This window comes from Streptomyces sp. NPDC052020, assembly GCF_040680575.1.
Lineage (GTDB): Bacteria > Actinomycetota > Actinomycetes > Streptomycetales > Streptomycetaceae > Streptomyces.
Genome location: NZ_JBFAWY010000008.1, coordinates 170,236 through 193,313 on the forward strand (window position 1 = coordinate 170,236; position 23,078 = coordinate 193,313).

The 23,078-nt window shown below is 71.7% G+C and carries 18 protein-coding genes; 17 read left to right on the forward strand and 1 reads right to left on the reverse strand.

Annotated features, from left to right (window positions below; translation table 11 throughout):
* Positions 1-245: 245 nt before the first annotated feature.
* The 16 genes from rsmH (at position 246) to AB0L74_RS11095 (ending at position 17,860) form a co-directional block, all read left to right on the forward strand.
* A complete protein-coding gene (gene rsmH, locus AB0L74_RS11020) occupies positions 246-1,202 on the forward strand; it encodes a 16S rRNA (cytosine(1402)-N(4))-methyltransferase RsmH (RefSeq protein ID WP_365648669.1) in 957 nt (318 codons plus the stop codon).
* 52 nt (positions 1,203-1,254) lie between these two features.
* Entirely contained in the window at positions 1,255-1,710 is a 456-nt protein-coding gene (locus tag AB0L74_RS11025; protein ID WP_365648672.1) for a hypothetical protein, read from the forward strand.
* Positions 1,707-3,674, forward strand: a complete 1,968-nt coding sequence (locus tag AB0L74_RS11030; RefSeq protein ID WP_365648675.1) for a penicillin-binding protein 2 — start codon at positions 1,707-1,709, stop codon at positions 3,672-3,674. Before AB0L74_RS11025 ends, AB0L74_RS11030 begins: the two co-directional genes overlap by 4 nt.
* Before the next feature lie 163 nt (positions 3,675-3,837).
* Positions 3,838-5,358: a UDP-N-acetylmuramoyl-L-alanyl-D-glutamate--2,6-diaminopimelate ligase gene (locus AB0L74_RS11035; protein WP_365648909.1), complete on the forward strand. Its 1,521-nt coding sequence runs from the start codon at positions 3,838-3,840 to the stop codon at positions 5,356-5,358.
* A gap of 4 nt (positions 5,359-5,362) precedes the next feature.
* Complete coding sequence (gene murF / locus AB0L74_RS11040) at positions 5,363-6,769, forward strand: UDP-N-acetylmuramoyl-tripeptide--D-alanyl-D-alanine ligase (protein ID WP_365648678.1); 1,407 nt, start codon at positions 5,363-5,365, stop codon at positions 6,767-6,769.
* The gene (gene mraY / locus AB0L74_RS11045; RefSeq protein WP_358783279.1) at positions 6,766-7,839 is read left to right on the forward strand and encodes a phospho-N-acetylmuramoyl-pentapeptide-transferase; all 1,074 of its coding nucleotides are present in this window, start codon (positions 6,766-6,768) and stop codon (positions 7,837-7,839) included. The genes murF and mraY overlap by 4 nt, the downstream gene beginning before the upstream one ends.
* Positions 7,821-9,248, forward strand: a complete 1,428-nt coding sequence (murD, locus tag AB0L74_RS11050) for a UDP-N-acetylmuramoyl-L-alanine--D-glutamate ligase (protein WP_365648682.1) — start codon at positions 7,821-7,823, stop codon at positions 9,246-9,248. Before mraY ends, murD begins: the two co-directional genes overlap by 19 nt.
* Positions 9,249-9,322: 74 nt before the next feature.
* Entirely contained in the window at positions 9,323-10,675 is a 1,353-nt protein-coding gene (ftsW, locus tag AB0L74_RS11055) for a putative lipid II flippase FtsW (RefSeq protein WP_365648685.1), read from the forward strand.
* Between the two features lie 6 nt (positions 10,676-10,681).
* A complete protein-coding gene (gene murG / locus AB0L74_RS11060) occupies positions 10,682-11,779 on the forward strand; it encodes an undecaprenyldiphospho-muramoylpentapeptide beta-N-acetylglucosaminyltransferase (protein ID WP_029386495.1) in 1,098 nt (365 codons plus the stop codon).
* 25 nt (positions 11,780-11,804) lie between these two features.
* Positions 11,805-12,599, forward strand: a complete 795-nt coding sequence (locus AB0L74_RS11065) for an FtsQ-type POTRA domain-containing protein (RefSeq protein WP_365648688.1) — start codon at positions 11,805-11,807, stop codon at positions 12,597-12,599.
* Positions 12,600-12,887: 288 nt separating this feature from the next.
* Complete coding sequence (gene ftsZ, locus AB0L74_RS11070) at positions 12,888-14,108, forward strand: cell division protein FtsZ (protein ID WP_365648691.1); 1,221 nt, start codon at positions 12,888-12,890, stop codon at positions 14,106-14,108.
* Positions 14,105-14,833, forward strand: coding sequence for a peptidoglycan editing factor PgeF (pgeF, locus tag AB0L74_RS11075; RefSeq protein ID WP_365648693.1), 729 nt, complete (start codon positions 14,105-14,107; stop codon positions 14,831-14,833). Before ftsZ ends, pgeF begins: the two co-directional genes overlap by 4 nt.
* 6 nt (positions 14,834-14,839) lie before the next feature.
* Positions 14,840-15,559, forward strand: coding sequence for a YggS family pyridoxal phosphate-dependent enzyme (locus AB0L74_RS11080; RefSeq protein ID WP_365648696.1), 720 nt, complete (start codon positions 14,840-14,842; stop codon positions 15,557-15,559).
* A 129-nt stretch (positions 15,560-15,688) separates the two neighbouring features.
* Positions 15,689-16,330, forward strand: coding sequence for a cell division protein SepF (gene sepF / locus AB0L74_RS11085; RefSeq protein ID WP_365648699.1), 642 nt, complete (start codon positions 15,689-15,691; stop codon positions 16,328-16,330).
* A gap of 61 nt (positions 16,331-16,391) precedes the next feature.
* Positions 16,392-16,676 carry a YggT family protein gene (locus tag AB0L74_RS11090; protein ID WP_007448661.1) on the forward strand — a complete coding sequence of 95 codons (285 nt, stop codon included), beginning with the start codon at positions 16,392-16,394 and terminating at the stop codon, positions 16,674-16,676.
* A gap of 53 nt (positions 16,677-16,729) precedes the next feature.
* Positions 16,730-17,860: a DivIVA domain-containing protein gene (locus AB0L74_RS11095; RefSeq protein ID WP_365648701.1), complete on the forward strand. Its 1,131-nt coding sequence runs from the start codon at positions 16,730-16,732 to the stop codon at positions 17,858-17,860.
* A gap of 215 nt (positions 17,861-18,075) precedes the next feature.
* Here the strand turns inward: AB0L74_RS11095 and ileS are convergent, their stop codons facing one another.
* A complete protein-coding gene (gene ileS, locus AB0L74_RS11100) occupies positions 18,076-21,222 on the reverse strand; it encodes an isoleucine--tRNA ligase (protein ID WP_365648704.1) in 3,147 nt (1,048 codons plus the stop codon).
* Positions 21,223-21,827: 605 nt separating this feature from the next.
* On the opposite strand from ileS, the gene AB0L74_RS11105 reads away from it, so the two are divergent.
* Positions 21,828-23,021: a TraR/DksA family transcriptional regulator gene (locus AB0L74_RS11105; RefSeq protein WP_365648707.1), complete on the forward strand. Its 1,194-nt coding sequence runs from the start codon at positions 21,828-21,830 to the stop codon at positions 23,019-23,021.
* Positions 23,022-23,078 lie beyond the last annotated feature (57 nt).

Genomic DNA, 23,078 nt, shown 5'->3' on the forward strand with positions numbered 1-23,078 from the left:
TGACCAGGCGACACGGTGGACTAAAGTGGCGCGAAGCGGGAGGCGAGGCTCTCCCCGCTGGACTGAATTCCACGGAGACCCCGGCGGCGCTGCCGGAGACCTCCCCACGTGCGCGGCGCGTACGTACGGCTCGGCCTCCTTCCGCTCCCGGTCGGCTGACGCTTCCGGCGCCGGCGGCCGTCTCCACCGCACGAGCGGGCGGGGACCCGGCGGTGCGTACCGCTCGCCGGATCTGAGAGGCCCCCTTGAGCCAGAGTCGACACGTCCCGGTGATGCTCCAGCGGTGCCTGGACCTGCTGGCGCCCGCCCTGACGGAGCCGGGAGCCGTGGTCGTCGACTGCACGCTGGGCCTCGGCGGACACAGTGAGGCACTGCTGAAGCGCTTCCCCGAGGCCCGGCTCGTCGCCCTGGACCGCGACAAGGAGGCCCTGCGCCTGTCCGGCGAGCGCCTCGCGCCGTACGGGGAGCGCGCCACCCTCGTGCACGCCGTGTACGACGAGCTCCCCGAGGTGCTGGAACGGCTCGGCATCGCGCGCGTGCAGGGCGTCCTGTTCGACCTGGGCGTCTCCTCCATGCAGCTCGACGAGGCCGGCCGCGGCTTCGCCTACGCGCAGGACGCCCCGCTCGACATGCGCATGGACCAGACCAGCGGCATCAGCGCCGCCGAGGTCCTCAACACCTACCCCCCGGGCGAGCTGGTGCGGATCCTGCGGGCCTACGGCGAGGAGAAGCAGGCCAAGCGGATCGTCGCCGCGATCGTGCGCGAGCGCGAGAAGGAGCCCTTCAGCAACAGCGCCCGGCTGGTGGAACTGATCCGCGACGCGCTGCCGCAGGCCGCCAAGCGGCACGGCGGCAACCCGGCCAAGCGCACCTTCCAGGCGCTGCGCATCGAGGTCAACGGCGAGCTGTCCGTCCTCCAGCGGGCGATCCCGGCCGCCGTGAAGGCGCTCGGCGTGGGCGGGCGGATCGCCGTGCTGTCCTACCACTCGCTGGAGGACCGCCTGGTCAAGCAGGTCTTCGCGGCCGGGGCCGCCAACACCGCCCCGCCCGGGCTGCCGGTCGTCCCCGAGCGTTACGCGCCCCGGCTCAAGCTGCTCACCCGCGGTGCCGAACTTCCCACCGAGGAGGAGATCGCCGAGAACCGGCGGGCGGCGCCGGCCCGGCTGCGCGCGGCCCAGCGCGTCAGGGAGGACGTCGAGTGAGGCAGGTGAGGCCGGGCCGCGGGCGCGGCCCGGGGGCCGAGGGGGAGAGCGAGTGAACAGGAAACCCGAACTGAAGGGCCGGGCCGCCCGGCTGGCCCGGCTCCTCCCGCCGGGCGGCGGGCAGGCCGCCCGTACGCCCTTCGTGGTGCTCGTCGTCCTGCTCCTGGGCGGCGGCCTCATCGGGCTGCTGGTGCTGAACTCCGCCCTGAGCGAGGGCTCCTTCCAGCTGGACGACCTGAAGGAGGAGACCAAGAGCCTCACCGACGAGGAGCAGTCCCTCCAGCGGGACATCGACGGCTACTCCGCCCCCCAGGCCCTGCTGCGCCGCGCCCGCGAGCTCGGCATGGTCCCCGGCGGCGACCCCGCCTTCCTCCAGCCGGACGGCACCGTCAAGGGCGTACCCAGCCCCGCCCCCGCGGCGGCGCCCCCGCTCGTCCTCGCCCCCCAGGCCCTCACCGCGCGGGCACCGGCCGCCATGCCCACGCCCCCCACGACTCCCGGCAGGTGACGGAAGTGTCCGACAGGGAAGCGCCGCGCCGCCGCGTGCCCGGACCCGCCCGCCCGGTCCGCCCCGGGGCCCAGCGCCGACCCGGCCCCGGCGCCCGCCCGGCCGGCCGGCCGGCCCCGCCCCGCAAGGCCGCCCCGCCCGCCCTGAGACTGGGCAGTCCGCGCCCCCGGCTGCGCATGATCGGGGTGGCCCTCACCCTCGTCCTGGCCGCCTTCGTGCTGCGGCTGCTCCAGGTGCAGGCCGTCGACGCGAGCACCTACGCGGCCAAGGCCCAGCAGAACCGGTACGTCGTCCACACCCTGCCCGCCGAGCGCGGCGGCATCACCGACCGCAACGGCGTGGCCCTCGCCTCCACCGTGGACTCCTACGACATCACCGCCGACCCCACGATGTTCACGCGCGAGCAGCTCAAGGTCGGCGACGGACCGGAGCAGGCCGCGGCCCTCCTCGCCCCGATCCTCGGGGAGGACCAGGAGGCGCTGGCCGCCAAGCTCCGCCCGGAGAACAAGGAGCTGCGCTACGTCCGGCTCGCCCGCGGCAAGACCCCCGAGGTCTGGAACCAGATCAAGGACCTGAAGACCGCGCTCGGCAAGAAGGCCGAGCGGGACGAGTCCGCCGTCAACGTCCTCGCCGGCGTCTTCGCCGACCCCAGCAGCAAGCGCGTCTACCCCAACGGCGACCTCGCCGCCGGCATCCTGGGCTGGGTCAACTCCGAGGGGGAGGGCAGCGGCGGCCTGGAGCGGAAGCTGGACAAGACGCTGGCCGGCGAGGACGGCGAGATCCGCTACGCCCAGTCCGGCGGCCGGCAGGTGCCCACCATCGGCGCCAACGAGAAGCCCGCCGTGCCCGGCAGCGACGTCGAGCTCACCATCGACCGCGACATCCAGTGGGCCGCTCAGCACGCCATCACCGAGCAGGTGAAGGAGTCCGGGGCGGACGGCGGTTACGTCATCGTCCAGGACACCCGCACCGGCGAGATCCTCGCCATGGCCAACTCGCCCGGCTTCGACCCGAACAACCTCGCGGACGCCGATCCGGCCGCGCTCGGCAACGCGGCCCTCCAGGACGCCTACGAGCCCGGCTCCACCGCCAAGGTGATGTCGATGGCGGCCGTACTGGAGGAGAACGCGGCCACGCCGATGACCCATGTCGTCGTGCCCAACCGGCTGCACCGCGGCGACCGGCTGTTTAAGGACGACGTCGACCACCCGACCTGGCACCTCACGCTCAACGGCGTGCTCGCCAAGTCGAGCAACATCGGCACCATCCTGGCCACCGGGCAGCTCGGCGAGACCCAGCGGGAGGCCAACCAGGTCCTCTACTCCTACCTGCGCAAATTCGGCCTCGGCAGCTACAGCGGGCTCGGCTTCCCCGGCGAGACCAAGGGCATCCTCGCCCCGCCCGGCCAGTGGTCGACCTCGCAGCAGTACACCATTCCCTTCGGCCAGGGCGTGTCCATCAACGCGATGCAGGCGGCCTCCGTCTACTCGACCATCGCCAACGGCGGCGTCCGCGTCGCACCCACGCTCGTACGCGGCACCAAGGGCCCCGACGGGCGCTTCACCCCCGCTCCCGAGCCGGAGAAGACACGGGTGATCAGCGAGAAGACGGCGAAGACCCTCTCCCGCATGCTGGAGTCCGTCGTCGACGACGAGGAGGGCACCGGCACCAAGGCGCGCATCCCCGGCTACCGGGTGGCGGGCAAGACGGGCACCGCCAACCGCGTGGATCCGGCCACCGGCAAGTACCGCGGCTACACCTCGTCGTTCGCCGGGTTCGCGCCCGCCGACAAGCCCCGCGTCACCGTCTACTGCGCCATCCAGAACGCCACCAAGGGCAGCTACTTCGGTGGCCAGATCTGCGGCCCCATCTACAAGCAGGTGATGGAGTTCGCCCTGAAGACCCTCCAGGTCCCGCCCACCGGGGCCGAGCCCGCGAACCTCCCGGTCACCTTCACGCCCTGACCAGTACCGAGCCACCAGGAACCACCCCGTGACGACGATCACCCCCGATTCCGGGAACCAGGAAGCCCCCCGCCCCTCACTTCGCCCGGAAGCGGGTGCGCCCGGTACGCTCACCGCCGTGCCACACGCTGATCAGTCCCACATCACCCAGAAGGGCCAACCCGTGACATATCCGGGACCGCCCCGGCCGGTGCAGGTCTCCGCCACACCCCTCGCGGAACTCGCCGATCAGCTGGGTGCCACCGCGCCGGAGAAGACCGCCGAGGTCACGGGCATCACCCACGACTCGCGCGCGGTCCGCCCCGGCGACCTGTACGCCGCCCTGCCCGGGGCCCGCGCCCACGGCGCCGACTTCGTCACCCAGGCCGCCGGCCTCGGCGCCGCCGCCGTGCTCACCGACCCGTCCGGCGCCGAGCGCGCCGCCGCCACCGGGCTGCCGGTGCTCGTGGTCGGCGACCCGCGCGGGCGCATGGGCGAGCTCGCGGCCACGATCTACGGCCACCCGGGCCGCGATCTGCTCCAGATCGGCATCACCGGCACCTCCGGCAAGACCACCACCGCCTACCTCGTCGAGGGCGGCCTGCGGACGGCGAAGTCCACCGGACTGATCGGCACGGTCGAGATGCGCATCGGTGACGAGCGCATCAAGTCCGAGCGCACCACACCCGAGGCCACCGACCTCCAGGCCCTCTTCGCGGTCATGCGCGAACGCGGCACCGAGGCGGTCGCCATGGAGGTCTCCAGCCACGCCCTCGTGCTCGGCCGCGTCGACGGCTGCGTCTTCGACGTCGCCGTCTTCACCAACCTCAGCCCGGAGCACATGGAGTTCCACTCCGGCATGGAGGACTACTTCCGGGCCAAGGCGCAGCTGTTCACCCCGCGGCGCAGCAGGCTCGGCGTGGTCAACGCCGACGACGAGTACGGCCGCCGGCTCGCCAAGGAGGCGACCGTCCCGGTCGTCACCTACTCCGCCGAGGGCCACCCGGACGCCGACTGGCGGGCCGAGGACGTGCGGGTCGGGCCGCTGGACTCGACGTTCACCGCGACCGGCCCGAAGGGCGAGCGGATCGCCGCCCGCTCACCGCTGGCCGGCCCCTTCAACGTGGCCAACACCCTCGCCGCGATCGCCGCCCTCGCCGCCGCCGGCCTCGACCCGCAGGCCGCCGCCGACGGCGTGGCCGCCGTGCCGGGTGTGCCGGGCCGGCTGGAGCGCGTGGACGCCGGGCAGCCCTACCTCGCGGTCGTCGACTACGCCCACAAGACCGACGCCGTCGAGTCGGTGCTGCGCGCCCTGCGCAAGGTCACCGAGGGCCGGCTGCACGTCGTCCTCGGCTGCGGCGGCGACCGGGACACCACCAAGCGGGCCCCGATGGGCGCCGCCGCGGCCCGGCTCGCCGACACCGCCGTACTGACCTCCGACAACCCCCGCTCCGAGGACCCCCTCGCCATCCTCGCCACCATGCTCCAGGGAGCGGCCTCGGTCCCCGCGCACGAGCGCGGCGAGGTCCAGGTCTTCGAGGACCGGGCCGCCGCCATCGCCGCCGCCGTCGCCCGCGCGCAGCCGGGCGACACCGTGCTGGTGGCGGGCAAGGGCCACGAGCAGGGCCAGGACATCGCCGGGGTGGTCCGTCCCTTCGACGACCGCCAGGTGCTTCGCGAAGCAATCCAGAAAACCCAGGGATGAACTTGTGATCGCCCTCTCTCTCGCCGAGATCGCAGAAGTCGTCGGCGGGCAGACGCACGACATACCGGATCCGTCCGTCCAGGTCACCGGGCCGGTCGTCCGGGACTCCCGTGAGGTGGAGCCCGGCAGCCTCTTCGTCGCCTTCGCCGGCGAGCGCGTGGACGGCCACGACTTCGCGCAGGCCGTCGTCGGGGCGGGAGCGGTGGCCGTGCTCGGCACCCGCCCCGTCGGCGTGCCCGCGGTCGTCGTGGACGACGTCCAGACCGCCCTCGGCGCCCTGGCCCGCCACGTCGTCCGCCGCCTGGGCGCCACCCTCGTGGCGCTCACCGGTTCCGCGGGCAAGACCAGCACCAAGGACCTGATCGCCCAGGTCCTCGGGCGCAAGGCGCCGACGGTGTTCACGCCCGGCTCGCTCAACAACGAGATCGGGCTGCCGCTGACCGCGCTGAGCGCCACCGACGAGACGCGGTTCCTCGTCCTGGAGATGGGCGCGCGCGGCATCGGCCACATCCGGTACCTGACCGAACTCACCCCCCCGAAGATCGGCCTCGTCCTCAACGTCGGCTCCGCCCACATCGGCGAGTTCGGCGGCCGCGAGCAGATCGCCCAGGCCAAGGGCGAGCTGGTCGAGGCGCTGCCGGAGGATGGTGCGGCCATCCTCAACGCGGACGACCCCTACGTTCGCGCCATGGCCTCCCGTACGAAGGCGAAGGTGGTCCTTTTCGGAGAGTCCGGCGAAGCGGACGTGTCCGCCGAGAACGTGCGACTCACGGACAGCGGACAGCCTTCCTTCAGGCTTCACACACCCTCCGGTGCAAGCGATGTGACCATGCGCCTGTACGGTGAGCATCACGTGTCGAACGCGCTCGCCGCGGCCGCCGTCGCCCACGAGCTGGGCATGTCCGCAGACGAGATCGCCCTCGCGCTCTCCGAGGCGGGCTCCCTCTCCCGCTGGCGGATGGAGGTCACCGAGCGCCCGGACGGCGTGACGATCGTCAACGACGCCTACAACGCGAACCCCGAGTCCATGCGGGCCGCCCTGCGCGCGCTGGCAGCCATGGCCAAGGGACGCCGTACGTGGGCGGTGCTCGGCAAGATGGCCGAGCTCGGGGACGAGGCGCTCGCCGAGCACGACGCGGTCGGACGGCTCGCCGTCCGGCTCAACGTCAGCAAGCTCGTCGCGGTCGGCGGCAGGGAAGCCGCCTGGCTGCAACTGGGCGCATATAACGAGGGTTCGTGGGGTGAGGAGTCGGTGCACGTGTCCGACGCACAGGCGGCGGTCGACCTGTTGCGCAGCGAGTTGCGCCCGGGAGACGTCGTACTCGTGAAGGCGTCCCGTTCGGTCGGGCTCGAGAAGGTGGCCGAGGCGCTGCTCGAGACCGGTGCCGAGGGTGAGGTCGCAGCCCGATGATGAATCAGATCCTGTTCGCGGGTGTCATCGGACTGTTCCTGACCCTGGTGGGCACCCCGCTGCTGATCAAGCTGCTCGCGCGCAAGGGGTACGGCCAGTACATCCGTGACGACGGCCCGCGCGAGCACGCCAGCAAGCGCGGTACGCCGACCATGGGCGGCATCGCCTTCATCCTGGCCACGGTCGCCGCCTACTTCCTCAGCAAGGTGATCAGCGGCGAGCCGCCGAGGTACTCCGGGGTGCTGGTGCTCGGCCTGATGGTCGGCATGGGCCTGGTCGGCTTCCTCGACGACTACATCAAGATCGTCAAGCGGCGCTCGCTGGGCCTGCGGGCCAAGGCGAAGATGGCCGGCCAGCTCATCGTCGGCATCGCCTTCGCGGTGCTCTCGCTCCAGTTCGCGGACTCCCGCGGCAACACGCCCGCCTCCACCAAGCTGTCGTTCATCACGGACTTCGGCTGGACCATCGGCCCGGTGCTGTTCGTGGTCTGGGCGCTGTTCATGATCCTGGCGATGTCGAACGGCGTGAACCTCACCGACGGCCTGGACGGCCTGGCCACCGGCGCCTCCGTCCTCGTCTTCGGCGCCTACACCTTCATCGGCGTGTGGCAGTTCCAGGAGTCGTGCGCCAACGCCATGACGCTGACCAACCCGGGCGCCTGCTACGAGGTGCGCGACCCGCTCGACCTCGCCGTGGTCTCCTCCGCCCTGATGGGCGCCTGCCTCGGCTTCCTGTGGTGGAACACCTCCCCGGCCAAGATCTTCATGGGCGACACCGGTTCGCTCGCGCTCGGCGGTGTGCTCGCGGGCCTCGCGATCTGCTCCCGCACCGAGCTGCTGCTCGCCATCCTGGGCGGCCTGTTCGTCCTGATCACCATGTCCGTGGTGATCCAGGTCGGCTCCTTCCGCCTCACCGGAAAGCGGGTCTTCCGGATGGCGCCGCTCCAGCACCACTTCGAACTCAAGGGCTGGTCCGAAGTCCTGGTGGTGGTCCGCTTCTGGATCATCCAGGGCATCTGTGTGATCGTCGGACTGGGCCTCTTCTACGCGGGATGGGCGGCCGACAAGTGACCGAATGGCAGGGAAAGCACGTCACCGTCGCCGGACTCGGCGTCTCCGGGGTCCCGGCGGCCAAGGTCCTGCTCGGCCTCGGCGCGCACGTCACGGTCGTCAACGACGGCGACGACGAGCGGGCGCGGGCCCAGGCGGCCGAACTGGAGGCCCTCGGGATCACCGTGCGCCTCGGCGACGGGGACACCCTGCCCGAGGCCACCGAGCTGATCGTCACCGCACCCGGCTGGAAGCCGGACAAGCCCCTGTTCACGGCGGCCGAGCGGGCCGGGGTCCCGGTCTGGGGCGACGTCGAGCTGGCCTGGCGGCTGCGCGGCCGGGACGGCAGGGAAGCGGCCCCGTGGCTCGCCGTCACGGGCACCAACGGCAAGACGACGACCGTCCAGATGCTCGCCTCCATCCTGAAGGCTGCGGGCCTGCGCACGGCCGCCGTCGGCAACATCGGCGTCTCGCTGCTGGACGCGGTGACCGGCGAGGAGCACTACGACGTCCTGGCCGTGGAGCTGTCCAGCTACCAGCTCCACTGGGCGCCCTCCGTGCGCGCCCACTCGGCCGCCGTGCTCAACCTCGCCCCCGACCACCTCGACTGGCACGGCTCCATGGAGGCGTACGCGCGCGACAAGGGCCGCATCTACGAGGGCAACCGCGTCGCCTGCGTCTACAACGCCGCCGACAAGGCCACCGAGGACCTGGTGCGCGAGGCCGACGTCGAGGAGGGCTGCCGGGCCGTCGGCTTCACGCTCGGCACCCCGGCACCCTCCCAACTCGGGGTCGTGGACGGCATCCTGGTCGACCGCGCCTTCGTGGCGGACCGGCACAAGAACGCCCAGGAGCTCGCCGAGGTCGGCGACGTGAACCCGCCGGCTCCGCACAACATCGCCAACGCCCTCGCCGCGGCGGCCCTCGCGCGGGCCTTCGGGGTACCCGCCACCGCCGTCCGGGACGGCCTGAGGGCCTTCCGGCCCGACGCCCACCGCATCGCGCACGTGGCGGACGTGGACGGCGTGGCGTACGTCGACGACTCCAAGGCCACCAACACCCACGCCGCGGGGGCCTCCTTGGCGGCGTACGAGTCGATCGTCTGGATCGCGGGCGGCCTCGCCAAGGGAGCCACCTTCGACGAGCTGGTCGCGGACGCGGCCAAGCGGCTGCGCGGAGTCGTGCTGATCGGCGCCGACCGCGCCCTGATCCGCGAAGCCCTGGCGCGACACGCCCCGGAAGTACCCGTCGTCGACCTCGACCGGACCGACACTGGGGCGATGCTCCAGGCGGTCCGGGAGGCGCGTCGGCTCGCCCGGCCCGGCGACACGGTACTGCTGGCCCCGGCCTGCGCATCCATGGACATGTTCACCAACTACAACAAGCGCGGTGACGCGTTCGCACAGGCCGTTCGCGAACTCGGCGCCTGACCCGGCCGCCTGCGCCGGGCGACCTTGGGAGGGACGCGTGGGACCGTCGAGGCCGACGTACGACGGAGGTTGCGATGCCCGGTAGCCGTACCGGGCGTCCGCCCGTGCGGCGGGCGGCCGAACGGCCCGCCGCCCCGGGTCCGGCGCGCGAGAACCCGCTCCTGCGCCTGCACGCCCGCGCCCGCCGCGCCTGGGACCGGCCGCTGACGGCGTACTACCTGATCCTCGGCGGCAGCGCGCTGATCACCGTGCTCGGCCTGGTGATGGTCTACTCGGCCTCGCAGATCACGGCGCTGCAACTGTCCCTGCCGGGCTCGTACTTCTTCCGCAAGCAGTTCCTGGCGGCCCTGATCGGGGGCGCCTTGCTGCTGGCCGCCTCCCGGATGCCGGTGAAGCTGCACCGGGCGCTGGCCTACCCGATCCTGGCCGGTGCCGTCTTCCTGATGGCCCTGGTGCAGGTGCCCGGCATAGGGATGTCGGTCAACGGCAACCAGAACTGGATCTCCATCGGCGGGCCCTTCCAGCTCCAGCCCAGCGAGTTCGGCAAGCTGGCGCTGGTGCTGTGGGGCGCCGACCTGCTCGCCCGCAAACAGGACAGGCGGCTGCTCGCGCAGTGGAAGCACATGCTGGTGCCGCTCGTGCCGGCCGCCTTCATGCTGCTGGGGCTGATCATGCTCGGCGGCGACATGGGCACGGCGATCATCCTCACGGCGATCCTGTTCGGTCTGCTGTGGCTCGCGGGGGCGCCCACCCGGCTCTTCGCCGGCGTGCTGTCCATCGCCGCGCTGCTCGGTGTGATCCTCATCAAGACCAGCGCCAACCGCATGGCCCGGCTCGCCTGCATCGGCGCCACCGACCCCGGCCCCAACGACACCTGCTGGCAGGCCGTGCACGGCATCTACGCCCTCGCCTCGGGCGGCCTGTTCGGATCCGGACTCGGCGCCAGTGTGGAAAAATGGGGCCAACTCCCTGAAGCGCACACCGACTTCATCTTCGCCGTCACCGGTGAGGAACTGGGCCTGGCGGGGACGCTGTCGGTGCTCGCCCTCTTCGCGGCTCTAGGCTATGCGGGTATCCGCGTGGCCGGACGCACGGAGGACCCCTTCGTGAGGTATGCCGCGGGAGGCGTGACCACCTGGATCACGGCCCAGGCCGTGATCAACATCGGTGCGGTGCTCGGTCTGCTGCCGATCGCCGGTGTCCCCCTCCCGCTGTTCTCCTACGGGGGATCCGCCCTGCTGCCGACCATGTTCGCCATCGGGCTGCTGATCGCCTTCGCACGCGACGAGCCCGCTGCGCGGGCGGCGCTTGCGATGCGGCAACCCCGCTTTGGTAAAAAGCGGGGGGCCAGGGGTCCTCGGGGACCCCGGAGATGGAACACGATGCGACGGCGCACCTCGGCGGTGCGCACGTCCGGAGAGCGGTGAATTTCGGTGCATGTCGTCCTCGCCGGTGGAGGCACCGCCGGCCACATCGAGCCCGCGCTCGCCCTCGCGGACGCCCTGCGCAGGCAGGACCCGACGGTGGGGATCACGGCCCTGGGCACGGAACGCGGCCTGGAGACCCGGCTCGTGCCCGAGCGGGGCTATGAGCTGGCGCTGATCCCGGCCGTGCCGCTGCCCCGCAAGCCCACCCCCGAGCTGATCACCGTCCCGGGCCGGCTGCGCGGCACCATCAAGGCGGCCGAGCAGATCCTGGAGCGCACCAAGGCGGACGTCGTGGTCGGCTTCGGCGGCTACGTCGCCCTGCCCGGCTACCTCGCGGCCAAGCGGCTCGGCGTCCCGATCGTCATCCACGAGGCCAACGCCCGCCCCGGCCTCGCCAACAAGATCGGCTCCCGGTACGCGGCCCAGGTCGCCGTCTCGACCCCCGACAGCAAGCTGCGCGGCGCCCGCTACATCGGCATCCCGCTGCGCCGCACCATCGCGACCCTGGACCGGGCGGCGGTGCGCCCCGAGGCCCGCGCGGCCTTCGGCCTCGACCCCAATCTGCCCACCCTGCTGGTGTCGGGCGGCTCACAGGGCGCCCGCCGCCTGAACGAGGTCGTCCAGCAGGTCGCGCCCTGGCTCCAGCAGGCCGGGATCCAGATCCTGCACGCGGTCGGCCCGAAGAACGAACTGCCGCAGGTCCACCAGATGCCGGGCATGCCCCCGTACATCCCGGTAAGTTACCTGGACCGGATGGACCTCGCGTACGCCGCGGCCGACATGATGCTCTGCCGCGCGGGCGCGATGACCGTCGCCGAACTCTCCGCCGTCGGGCTCCCGGCCGCCTACGTCCCGCTGCCCATCGGCAACGGCGAGCAGCGGCTCAACGCCCAGCCGGTGGTCAAGGCCGGCGGCGGCCTGCTGGTCGACGACGCGGACCTCACCCCCGAGTGGGTGCAGCAGAACGTCCTGCCCGTGCTCGCCGACCCGCACCGGCTGTACGAGATGTCCCGCGCGGCGAGCGAGTTCGGCCGCCGGGACGCCGACGAGCTGCTCGTCGGCATGGTGTACGAGGCGATCGCCGCCAGTCGCGCACACCGCTAGGCACGGATGACGGAGGGCAGGGAGCGTGGCCGGAACGACCACCGCCGCACGCGGTGAACGCCAGCAGGGCTCGTCCGGCCCGCCCCGCCCGCGGCGCCCGCGGGCCCCACGCCCTCGTACGCTCGTCATCCTGGCCGCCGCCGCGCTGCTGGCCGCCCTCGGGACCGGCTGGATCCTGTACGGCTCCGACTGGCTGCGCGTGCACGACGTCTCGGTGACCGGCACCCGCGTCCTGACGCCCGATCAGGTGCGCGAGGCCGCCGACGTCCCCGTGGGGGAGCCGCTGATGTCCGTCGACACCGAGGCGATCGAGGCCCGGCTGCTGAGCAGAACGCCCCGGATCGACACGGTTGCCGTGGACCGTTCCTGGCCGGACGGAATCGAACTGAAAGTGACGGAACGTACTCCGGTTCTTCTGGTGCGAAAGGGCCGGAACTTCATGGAAGTGGATGACGAGGGCGTCCGGTTCGCCATGGTTTCCCGCGCCCCGAAAGGCGTACCCCTGCTGGAATTGGCGCTCTCCCGCCGGGGTTCGTCCGCGGCCAGCCTGCGCCGCTTCGGCGAGGACCGGCTGGTGCGCGAGGCGGTGCGGGTCGCCGGCCGCATTCCGGCCGCGGTGGCCCGGGACGCACGGGTCGTCAAGGTCCGTTCGTACGACGACATCTCGCTCGAGTTGCGCGGCGGCCGGACGGTCGCCTGGGGGAGCGGCGAGAAGGGCGCGGAGAAGGCGCGGGTGCTGACCGCGCTGATGAAAGCCGAGCCCGGCGCGCACCACTTCGACGTGAGCGTTCCCACGGCCCCGGCGTCAGCGGGGAGTTGACGCGCATCGGCGCAGGCCAGCACCCTGGGTGGGCACCGCTACGGCTGATCACATAGGGTGAAAAGAAAAACGGGAGGTTCGGCGTGTTCGTTGAACGCGCGCCACTTGTCGACTTAGTGTCCTGTTCAGAAGACTCCAGGGAACAGACACACTGGTAACCCTAAACTTCAGGTTTAGGGTTCGGGTCGGCGATACGGACCGTCCCATTCGGCATCAGTCGTCGGGTCGCGGGGCGCAGCGCGTCCCGGTGATCCGGCGACACGTAACTCGAGGCGAGAGGCCTTCGACGTGGCAGCACCGCAGAACTACCTCGCAGTCATCAAAGTCATCGGTGTCGGCGGCGGTGGTGTCAATGCCATCAACCGGATGATCGAGGTCGGTCTCAAGGGCGTCGAGTTCATCGCCATCAACACCGACGCGCAAGCTCTGTTGATGAGCGACGCCGACGTCAAGCTGGACGTCGGCCGTGAACTCACCCGCGGACTCGGCGCCGGAGCCAACCCGGCCGTCGGCCGCAAGGCCGCCGAGGACCACCGCGAGGAGATCGAGGAGGTCCTCAAGGGGGCCGACATGGTCTTCGTGACAGCCGGTGAAGGCGGCGGCACCGGCACCGGCGGCGCGCCCGTCGTGGCCAACATCGCACGCTCGCTCGGTGCCCTCACCATCGGTGTGGTCACCCGCCCGTTCACCTTCGAGGGACGGCGCCGCGCGAACCAGGCCGAGGACGGCATCGCCGAGCTCCGCGAAGAGGTCGACACCCTCATCGTCATCCCCAACGACCGGCTGCTGTCCATCTCGGACCGCCAGGTCAGCGTGCTCGACGCGTTCAAGTCCGCCGACCAGGTGCTGCTGTCCGGTGTGCAGGGCATCACCGACCTCATCACCACCCCGGGCCTGATCAACCTGGACTTCGCCGACGTGAAGTCGGTCATGTCCGAGGCCGGCTCGGCCCTCATGGGCATCGGCTCGGCACGCGGCGACGACCGCGCGGTGGCCGCGGCCGAGATGGCGATCTCCTCGCCGCTGCTGGAGGCGTCCATCGACGGCGCCCGGGGGGTGCTGCTCTCCATCTCCGGCGGCTCCGACCTCGGCCTGTTCGAGATCAACGAGGCCGCCCAGCTGGTCAGCGAGGCCGCCCACCCCGAGGCCAACATCATCTTCGGCGCCGTCATCGACGACGCCCTCGGCGACGAGGTGCGGGTCACCGTGATCGCCGCCGGCTTCGACGGCGGCCAGCCGCCGGCCCGCCGGGACAACGTCCTCGGCTCGGCCTCGGCCCCGGCCTCCCCGGCGCCCAAGCGCGAGGAGCCCGCGCCGGCCCGGCAGCCCGAGAGCCGCCCGGCCTTCGGCTCGCTCGGCAGCGTCAAGCCGAAGGAGGAGCCCGAGCCCGCCGCCCCCGAGCCGGTGAGCGACCTGCCGCCGGTCACCCCGCCGCCCCCGGTCCCCTCGTCGCGGACCTACACGGACAGCGCGGCCGAGGAGCTGGACGTGCCGGACTTCCTCAAGTGATAGGACAGCGCGACACCGTGAACGGCGCGCACTTCGCCTTCACCGACCGGTGGGGCGGGGTGAGCGCCGTTCCGTACGAGGAGCTCAATCTCGGCGGCGCGGTCGGCGACGACCCCGCCGCGGTGAACGCCAACCGCGAACTGGCCGCCAAGTCCCTCGGTCTCGACCCGGCCCGCGTGGTCTGGATGAACCAGGTGCACGGCGCCGACGTCGCCGTGGTGGACGGCCCCTGGGGCGAGGACCCGGCGCCGCGGGTGGACGCGCTCGTCACCGCCGAACGGGGTCTGGCCCTCGCGGTCCTCACCGCCGACTGCGTGCCCCTCCTGCTCGCCGACCCCGTCGCCGGGGTCGCCGCCGCGGCCCACGCGGGCCGGCCCGGGATGGCCGCCGGGGTCGTCCCGGCCGCCGTCCGGGCCATGACCGGACTCGGTGCCGACCCCGCCCGGATCGTCGCCCGCACCGGACCCGCCGTGTGCGGCCGGTGCTATGAGGTGCCCGAGGCGATGCGCGCCGAGGTGGCCGCCGTCGAGCCGGCGGCGTACGCCGAGACGAGCTGGAACACACCGGCGGTCGATGTGAGCGCCGGAGTGCACGCACAGCTTGAGCGCCTCGGGGTGCGCGACCGCGCGCAGTCGTCGGTATGCACGCTGGAGTCGCACGACCACTTCTCGTACCGCCGCGACCGCATCACCGGGCGGCTCGCGGGCTATGTCTGGCTGGACTGATAGGGCATGACGGACCGTAAGGACGAACTCGCCGGAAACCTGGCGAAGGTGGAGGAGCGTATCGCCGCCGCGTGTGCGGCCGCCGGACGCCCCCGCGAGGAGGTGACCCTGATCGTGGTCACCAAGACCTATCCCGCCGACGACGTGCGGATCCTCGCCGAACTCGGCGTCCGCCACGTCGCCGAGAACCGCGACCAGGACGCGGCCCCCAAGGCCGCCGCATGTGCGGACCTGCCCCTTACCTGGCACTTTGTCGGCCAGTTGCAGACCAATAAGGTGCGTTCCGTGGTCGGCTACGCGCATCACGTGCAGTCGATCGATCGTGCCAAGCTCGTCACGGTTCTCTCGAAGGAGGCCGTGCGGGCCGGGCGCGAGGTGGGGTGCCTCATCCAGGTCGCTCTGGACGCCGGCGAGAGCGGACGCGGGGAGCGCGGGGGTGTGGCCCCCCAGGGAATCGAAGAGCTGGCCGATCTTGTCGCCCGGTCGCCTGGTCTGCGTCTGGACGGACTGATGACCGTCGCCCCGCTCACCGGCGAGTACGCCGGGCGTCAACAGGCTGCCTTCGAACGGCTCATGGATTTGTCGACCGACCTGCGCCGGGCCCATCCGGCTGCGAACATGGTCTCCGCAGGGATGAGCGCGGACCTCGAACAGGCCGTGGCCGCCGGAGCGACACATGTACGCGTCGGTACCGCGGTGCTCGGAGTCCGCCCTAGGCTCGGGTAACGTCGCCAAGAAGTCGGACCACAGCAGAAAATATGGTCAGTGCCGTCGAAAGGCGGACGCAACGACCACGTGGATCGCGGGCACTTGGCAGTCGTCAGCAGATCCACCACAGAGCGGAGGACTCAGAGCATGGCCGGCGCGATGCGCAAGATGGCGGTCTACCTCGGCCTCGTGGAGGACGATGGGTACGACGGCCGGGGGTTCGACCCCGACGACGACTTCGAGCCCGAACTGGACCCGGAGCCCGAGCGGGACCACCGGCGGCACGACCCGTCACATCAGTCGCACGGCTCACACCAGCCCCAAAGGGACGAAGAGGTACGAGTCGTACAGCCGCCCGCGCCGCGCGAGCCGGTCTCCCGGGCCACTTCGCTCCCCGCGGAATCCGGACGCCCGGCACGCATCGCACCCGTGGCATCCATCACACAAGAACGCGCGAGCCTGGAGAAGAACGCACCGGTGATCATGCCCAAGGTCGTGTCGGAACGAGAGCCTTACCGGATCACCACGCTTCACCCGCGGACCTACAACGAGGCCCGTACCATCGGGGAACACTTCCGTGAGGGCACCCCGGTGATCATGAATCTGACTGAGATGGATGACACAGACGCCAAGCGGCTGGTCGACTTCGCGGCCGGTCTGGTGTTTGGTCTTCACGGCAGTATCGAGCGGGTGACGCAGAAGGTGTTCCTGTTGTCGCCTGCTAACGTCGATGTCACGGCGGAGGACAAGGCCCGCATCGCAGAGGGCGGGTTCTTCAACCAGAGCTGAGACGCATTACCGGTGAGAGCAAGGATCCGAGGTTGGATCAGGGGAGAGGGAAGCACAGGTCATGAGCGTGGTCCTGGATGTCGTCTACATCGCGCTGATGTGCTTCCTCATTGTGCTCATCTTCCGGTTGGTCATGGACTACGTCTTCCAGTTCGCCCGCTCGTGGCAACCCGGCAAGGCGATGGTGGTCGTTCTGGAGGCCACCTACACTGTCACCGATCCACCGCTGAAGCTTCTGCGGCGGTTCATTCCGCCGCTGCGTCTCGGGGGCGTGGCGCTCGACCTGTCCTTCTTCGTACTGATGATCATCGTCTACATCCTGATCTCGATCGTGAGCCGGCTGTGAGCGATGTGAACTACGGTCTTGCCGAATGCCGACGACTACGTTGAGGTGAAGAGATGCCGTTGACCCCCGAGGACGTGCGGAACAAGCAGTTCACGACCGTCCGCCTCCGAGAAGGCTATGACGAGGACGAGGTCGATGCCTTCCTCGACGAGGTCGAAGCCGAACTGACCCGCCTGCTCCGCGAGAACGAGGACCTGCGCGCCAAGCTGGCCGCGGCCACGCGGGCCGCCGCGCAGAACCAGCAGAACATGCGCAAGCCCCCGGAGCAGCAGCAGGATCAGCAGCAGGGCATGCCCCAGCAGGGCATGCGAGGTCCCGGCGCTCCGGTGCCCGCCGGCATATCGGGCCCGCCGCAGCAGCAGATGGGCGGTCCCGGCCCCATGGGTGGCCCGCCCCAGCTGCCGAGCGGTGCCCCGCAGCTGCCCGCCGGTCCCGGCGGTCAGGGTGGCCCGCAGGGTCCCGGCCCCATGGGCCAGGGTCCTGGTCCGATGGGTCAGGGTGGCCCGATGCAGGGCCAGATGGGTCCCGGCCCGATGGGCGGGCCCATGGGCGGTCCCGGTCCGATGGGCCAGGGTCCCGGCGGCGACAGCGCGGCGCGCGTCCTGTCGCTGGCCCAGCAGACCGCCGACCAGGCGATCGCCGAGGCGCGTTCCGAGGCCAACAAGATCGTCGGCGAGGCGCGCAGCCGTGCCGAGGGTCTGGAGCGTGACGCTCGTGCCAAGGCCGACGCCCTGGAGCGGGACGCGCAGGAGAAGCACCGCGTCGCGATGGGCTCCCTGGAGTCCGCTCGCGCCACGCTGGAGCGCAAGGTCGAGGACCTGCGCGGCTTCGAGCGCGAGTACCGTACGCGGCTGAAGTCCTACCTGGAGTCGCAGCTGCGTCAGCTGGAGACCCAGGCCGACGACTCGCTCGCCCCGCCGCGCACGCCCGCCACGGCCTCCCTCCCGCCGTCCCCGGCGCCTTCCATGGCTCCGGCCGGCGCGAGCGCCCCGTCCTACGGCGGCGGCAACCAGTCGATGGGCAGCGGTCCGGGCTCCTCGTCCGGCCCGTCCTACGGCGGACAGCAGCAGATGTCCCCGGCGATGACCCAGCCGATGGCGCCGGTGCGTCCGCAGGGTCCGTCCCCGATGGGCCAGGCGCCCTCGCCGATGCGCGGGTTCCTCATCGACGAGGACGACAACTGACGGCCCCGGCGGCCATGGGCACGCCGTAGACGTCGGCAGCGTTCACTGGGCGAGGCCCCGGATCCACGGATCCGGGGCCTCGCCCTTTCGCCTGCCCGCCCCCGTACGGCCCGGGGCCCGCGCGCCGGACAGCGGTGAGGGTCCGGTCCCGCCTGCCGGGGCGGGGCCGGACCCTCGTGCCGTGGGGTGTGCGCTGACGCCTCGCGCCTTGTGCCTTACGCCTTGCGCAGGCGGAATGTCAGGCTCAGACCCTCGTCGGTGAAGGAGTCACCGTAGGTGCCGTCCGCCTCGCCCTGGGCGAAGTCCGTGGCGAGGACCTCGTCGGCGATCAGGGCGGAGTGCTCGGTCAGGGCGGCGATGACCGCCGGGTCCGTGGCGGTCCAGCGCAGGGCGATGCGGTCGGCGACGTCCAGGCCGCTGTTCTTGCGGGCCTCCTGGATCAGGCGGATCGCGTCACGGGCGAGGCCCGCGCGGCGCAGCTCCTCGGTGATCTCCAGGTCCAGGGCCACCGTGGCGCCGGAGTCGGAGGCGACCGACCAGCCCTCGCGCGGGGTCTCGGTGATGATCACCTCATCGGGGGCGAGAGTGATCGTCTCGCCGTCGACCTCCACCGAGGCGGTGCCCTCGCGCAGGGCGAGGGAGAGGGCCGCGGCGTCCGCGTTCGCGATCGCCTTGGCCACGTCCTGGACGCGCTTGCCGAATCGCTTGCCGAGCGCGCGGAAGTTGGCCTTGGCGGTGGTGTCGACCAGGGAGCCGCCGACCTCGCTCAGCGACGCCAGCGACTCGACGTTCAGCTCCTCGGTGATCTGCGTGTGCAGCTCGCGGTCGAGGGACTCGAAGCCGGTCGCCGCGATCAGCGCCCGCTTCAGCGGCTGGCGGGTCTTGACGCCCGACTCCGCGCGGGTGGCCCGGCCCAGCTCGACGAGCCGGCGGACCAGCACCATCTGCCGCGACAGCTCCGGGTCGATGGCGTCGAGGTCGGCCTGGGGCCAGGAGGAGAGGTGGACGGACTCCGGCGCGCCGGGGGTGACCGGCACGATCAGGTCCTGCCAGACCCGTTCGGTGATGAACGGGGTGAGCGGGGCCATCAGCTTCGTGACCGTCTCGACGACCTCGTGCAGGGTGCGCAGCGCGGCCTTGTCGCCCTGCCAGAACCGGCGGCGGGAGCGGCGTACGTACCAGTTGGACAGGTCGTCGACGAAGGCGGACAGCAGCTTGCCGGCGCGCTGGGTGTCGTAGCCCTCCAGGGCCTGGGTGACCTGGTCGGTCAGCGCGTGCAGCTCGGACAGCAGCCAGCGGTCCAGCAGCGGGCGGCCGGCCGGGGCCGGGTCGGCCTCGGAGGGGGCCCAGCCGGAGGTGCGGGCGTACAGGGCCTGGAAGGCGACCGTGTTCCAGTAGGTGAGGAGCGTCTTGCGGACGACCTCCTGGATGGTGCCGTGGCCGACGCGGCGGGCCGCCCAGGGGGAGCCGCCGGCCGCCATGAACCAGCGGACGGCGTCGGCGCCGTGCTGGTCCATCAGCGGGATCGGCTGGAGGATGTTGCCCAGGTGCTTGGACATCTTGCGGCCGTCCTCGGCCAGGATGTGGCCGAGGCAGACGACGTTCTCGTAGGAGGACTTGTCGAAGACGAGGGTGCCGACCGCCATGAGGGTGTAGAACCAGCCGCGGGTCTGGTCGATGGCCTCGGAGATGAACTGCGCCGGGTAGCGGGACTCGAACAGCTCCTTGTTCTTGTACGGGTAGCCCCACTGCGCGAACGGCATCGAGCCCGAGTCGTACCAGGCGTCGATGACCTCCGGCACGCGCACCGCTTCCAGGGAGCAGCCCTCGTGGGTGCAGGTGAAGGTGACGTCGTCGATGTAGGGGCGGTGGGGGTCGAGGCCGGACTGGTCGGTGCCGGTGAGCTCGGTGAGCTCGGCGCGGGAGCCGACGCAGGTGAGGTGGCCCTCCTCGCAGCGCCAGATCGGCAGGGGGGTGCCCCAGTAGCGGTTGCGGGACAGCGCCCAGTCGATGTTGTTGCTCAGCCAGTCGCCGAACCGGCCGTGCTTGACCGTGTCCGGGAACCAGTTGGTCTTCTCGTTCTCCGCCAGGAGGCGGTCCTTGATGGCCGTGGTGCGGATGTACCAGGACGGCTGCGCGTAGTACAGGAGCGCGGTGTGGCAGCGCCAGCAGTGCGGGTAGCTGTGCTCGTACGGGAGGTGCTTGAAGAGCAGCCCGCGCTCGTGGAGGTCCTCGGTGAGCTTCTCGTCGGCCTTCTTGAAGAAGACGCCGCCGACCAGGGGGAGGTCCGCGTCGAAGGTGCCGTCCTGGCGGATCGGGTTCACCAGCGGCAGGCCGTAGGAGCGGCAGACCTTCAGGTCGTCCTCACCGAAGGCGGGGGACTGGTGGACCAGACCCGTACCGTCCTCGGTGGTGACGTAGTCGGCGTTGACCACGAAGTGGGCCTCGGAAGGGAACTCCACCAGCTCGAACGGGCGCTGGTAGGTCCAGCGCTCCATCTCGGCGCCGGTGAAGGTCTGGCCGGTGGTCTCCCAGCCCTCGCCGAGGGCCTTGGCGACCAGCGCCTCGGCGACGACGAGCTTCTCCTCGCCGTTGGTGGCGACGACGTAGGTGACCTCGGGGTGCGCGGCGACCGCGGTGTTGGAGACCAGGGTCCAGGGGGTGGTCGTCCACACGAGCAGCGCGGCCTCGCCGGCCAGCGGGCCGGAGGTGAGGGGGAAGCGGACGTAGACCGAGGGGTCGACGACCGTCTCGTAGCCCTGGGCCAGCTCGTGGTCGGACAGGCCGGTGCCGCAACGGGGGCACCAGGGGGCGACGCGGTGGTCCTGGACCAGCAGGCCCTTGGCGAAGATCTCCTTCAGCGACCACCAGACCGACTCGACGTACTCCGGGTCCATGGTCCGGTAGGCGTCGTCGAGGTCGACCCAGTAGCCCATGCGGGTGGTCAGCTCGGCGAAGGCGTCGGTGTGGCGGGTCACCGACTCGCGGCACTTGGCGTTGAACTCGGCGATGCCGTACGCCTCGATGTCCTGCTTGCCGGAGAAGCCCAGCTCCTTCTCCACCGCGAGCTCCACGGGCAGGCCGTGGCAGTCCCAGCCGGCCTTGCGGGCCACGTGGTAGCCGCGCATGGTGCGGAAGCGGGGGAAGACGTCCTTGAAGACGCGGGCCTCGATGTGGTGGGCGCCCGGCATGCCGTTGGCGGTGGGCGGCCCCTCGTAGAACACCCATTCGGGGCGGCCTGCGGACTGCTCCAGGCTCTTGGCGAAGATCTTCTGCTCGCGCCAGAAGTCGAGCACCGCGTGCTCGAGCGCGGGCAGGTCGACCTGGGCGGGTACCTGGCGGTACTGCGGCGGCGTATTCAACGGGCTTCCTCCGGCGGACGTGCTGCCTTCCGTCGGAGGGACGAGAACCTTGCTGTCGCCGCTGACTGCGGCGGGCTCCCGCGGTACCACCCTCCTTGGCTCCCCGGTACGGCGTGCGCCGCGCGCACTCCGGTGAGCCCCCTCGTTTGGCTCGCGATGCCGGTTCTACTCGCCGCGCCGGTCCGGTGCGGCTTTCTTCCGGCGGCTCCGGGGTGATCTTCACGGCGCGCTCGCCCCCGGGCTCACACCGTCCCCGGGTCGCTCTGGGCTGCCGACGCCGCTACTCGTCCCCATCCACGCTTTTCGCTCCGCCCAGTGTACGGCGCCGCGCGGGCGGCGGCCGACCGGTTTTGGCGCCGGGTGGCGCCGGCGCGCGCCGCGGCCTGTCATGCCCCGAATGGAGCGGTACGGCGTTCGCGGTCCCGGGAGGTCTCCCGCGGCGGCATACCCGGCCTCGAGCTGGGCACAACGCATGCAGGTCCGCCGAGCGGCGGGTGCGAGGCGGGCGGATCGGGCGGTATGCCCCGTTGCCGCGGGACTGAAGTCGATTTATCGTCCCAGCACGATTCACGAGCAAGATCACAATATGTGAGGGGGCCGCGGCCATGGTGGTGAAGAAGACCGCCGTAGAGCAGTCGAGGTCCGGTACGCCCACGGGTTCCTCCGGCGACGCGGCCCCCGTGCCCGCGGAGGCGCGCGGGAGGAAGGCGGTCGCCAGGAAGGGAGCGGTCGGGAAGGCGGCCGGCGACGACGCCGGCGTGGCGCGGGCGCCCGCGAGGAAGGCGGCCGTGAAGAAGGCGGCCGTGAAGAGGGCGGTCGCCAAGACGACGGCGGGGGAGGCATCCGCCGGGAAGACGCCGGTCGGGCGGAAGACGGCCGCCGGGAAGGCCGCCGTCTCCGGAGAGCCGCCCGGGAAGGCCGCGGCCGTGACCGGGGCGGCCCGGGCGAAGGGCACCGGTACCACCGGCACGAGGGGTGCCTCCCGTACCACCGGTACCAGCGGTGCCTCGGGTACCACCGGTACCAGGGGTGCCTCCCGTACCACGGGTACCAGGGGTACCTCCTGTACCACCGGCACCTCGGGTACCTCCCGCACCGCCGGGAGCCGCCTCGCCGGTGCGGACGGTGCCGAGGACGGTCCGCGGGAGGGCACCGGGGCGACGAGCGGCGCCGCGGCTGCGGGCGGGGAGGGCACCGCCACCGAGAGCGGCACCGGGCCGGACGGCGCCGCGAAGGGCGCCGCGAAGGGCGGCGCCCGCAGGAAGAGCACGGCCAAGAAGGCGGGTGCGGCTCAGGCCGCCGAGCAGACGGGAGCCACGACGGTGGTTGCGAAGAAGACCCCTGGCACGGCCACGGCGGCGAAGACGGCCGTTCCCAAGGCGCGCGTCGCCGCGGCGGACCCCGGCGAGCTCGCGGTACGTCCCGGGGAGGACCCCTGGACCCCGGAAGAGGTCGAGGAGGCCCGCGGCGAGCTGCAATCGGAGGAGGCGCGGCTGCGCGCCGAGATCACCTCGTCCGAGCAGTCGCTGGCGGGCCTGATGCGCGACTCCGGGGACGGCGCGGGCGACGACCAGGCGGACACCGGCACCAAGAACATCACGCGTGAGCACGAGCTGGCGCTGGCCGCCAACGCGCGCGAGATGCTCACCCAGACCGAGCGGGCCCTGGAGCGCCTGGACGCGGGGACCTACGGGCTGTGCGAGAACTGCGGGAACCCGATCGGCAAGGCCCGGATGCAGGCGTTCCCGCGGGCCACCCTGTGCGTGGAGTGCAAGCAGAAGCAGGAGCGCCGGTACTGATCGGCCGCCGTGCCCGTCCTGAGCACGTGGGGCGCGGAAGGCGTGCCGTACCCTCGT

What these genes read in the sequence shown, in the direction of transcription:
- ftsW (WP_365648685.1), top strand. Translation starts at nt 9,323, where the DNA reads ATGCCCGGTAGCCGTACCGGGCGTCCGCCCGTGCGGCGGGCGGCCGAA.
- sepF (WP_365648699.1), top strand. Translation starts at nt 15,689, where the DNA reads ATGGCCGGCGCGATGCGCAAGATGGCGGTCTACCTCGGCCTCGTGGAG.
- AB0L74_RS11090 (WP_007448661.1), top strand. Translation starts at nt 16,392, where the DNA reads ATGAGCGTGGTCCTGGATGTCGTCTACATCGCGCTGATGTGCTTCCTC.
- AB0L74_RS11080 (WP_365648696.1), top strand. Translation starts at nt 14,840, where the DNA reads ATGACGGACCGTAAGGACGAACTCGCCGGAAACCTGGCGAAGGTGGAG.
- AB0L74_RS11095 (WP_365648701.1), top strand. Translation starts at nt 16,730, where the DNA reads ATGCCGTTGACCCCCGAGGACGTGCGGAACAAGCAGTTCACGACCGTC.
- mraY (WP_358783279.1), top strand. Translation starts at nt 6,766, where the DNA reads ATGATGAATCAGATCCTGTTCGCGGGTGTCATCGGACTGTTCCTGACC.
- murD (WP_365648682.1), top strand. Translation starts at nt 7,821, where the DNA reads ATGGGCGGCCGACAAGTGACCGAATGGCAGGGAAAGCACGTCACCGTC.
- AB0L74_RS11105 (WP_365648707.1), top strand. Translation starts at nt 21,828, where the DNA reads ATGGTGGTGAAGAAGACCGCCGTAGAGCAGTCGAGGTCCGGTACGCCC.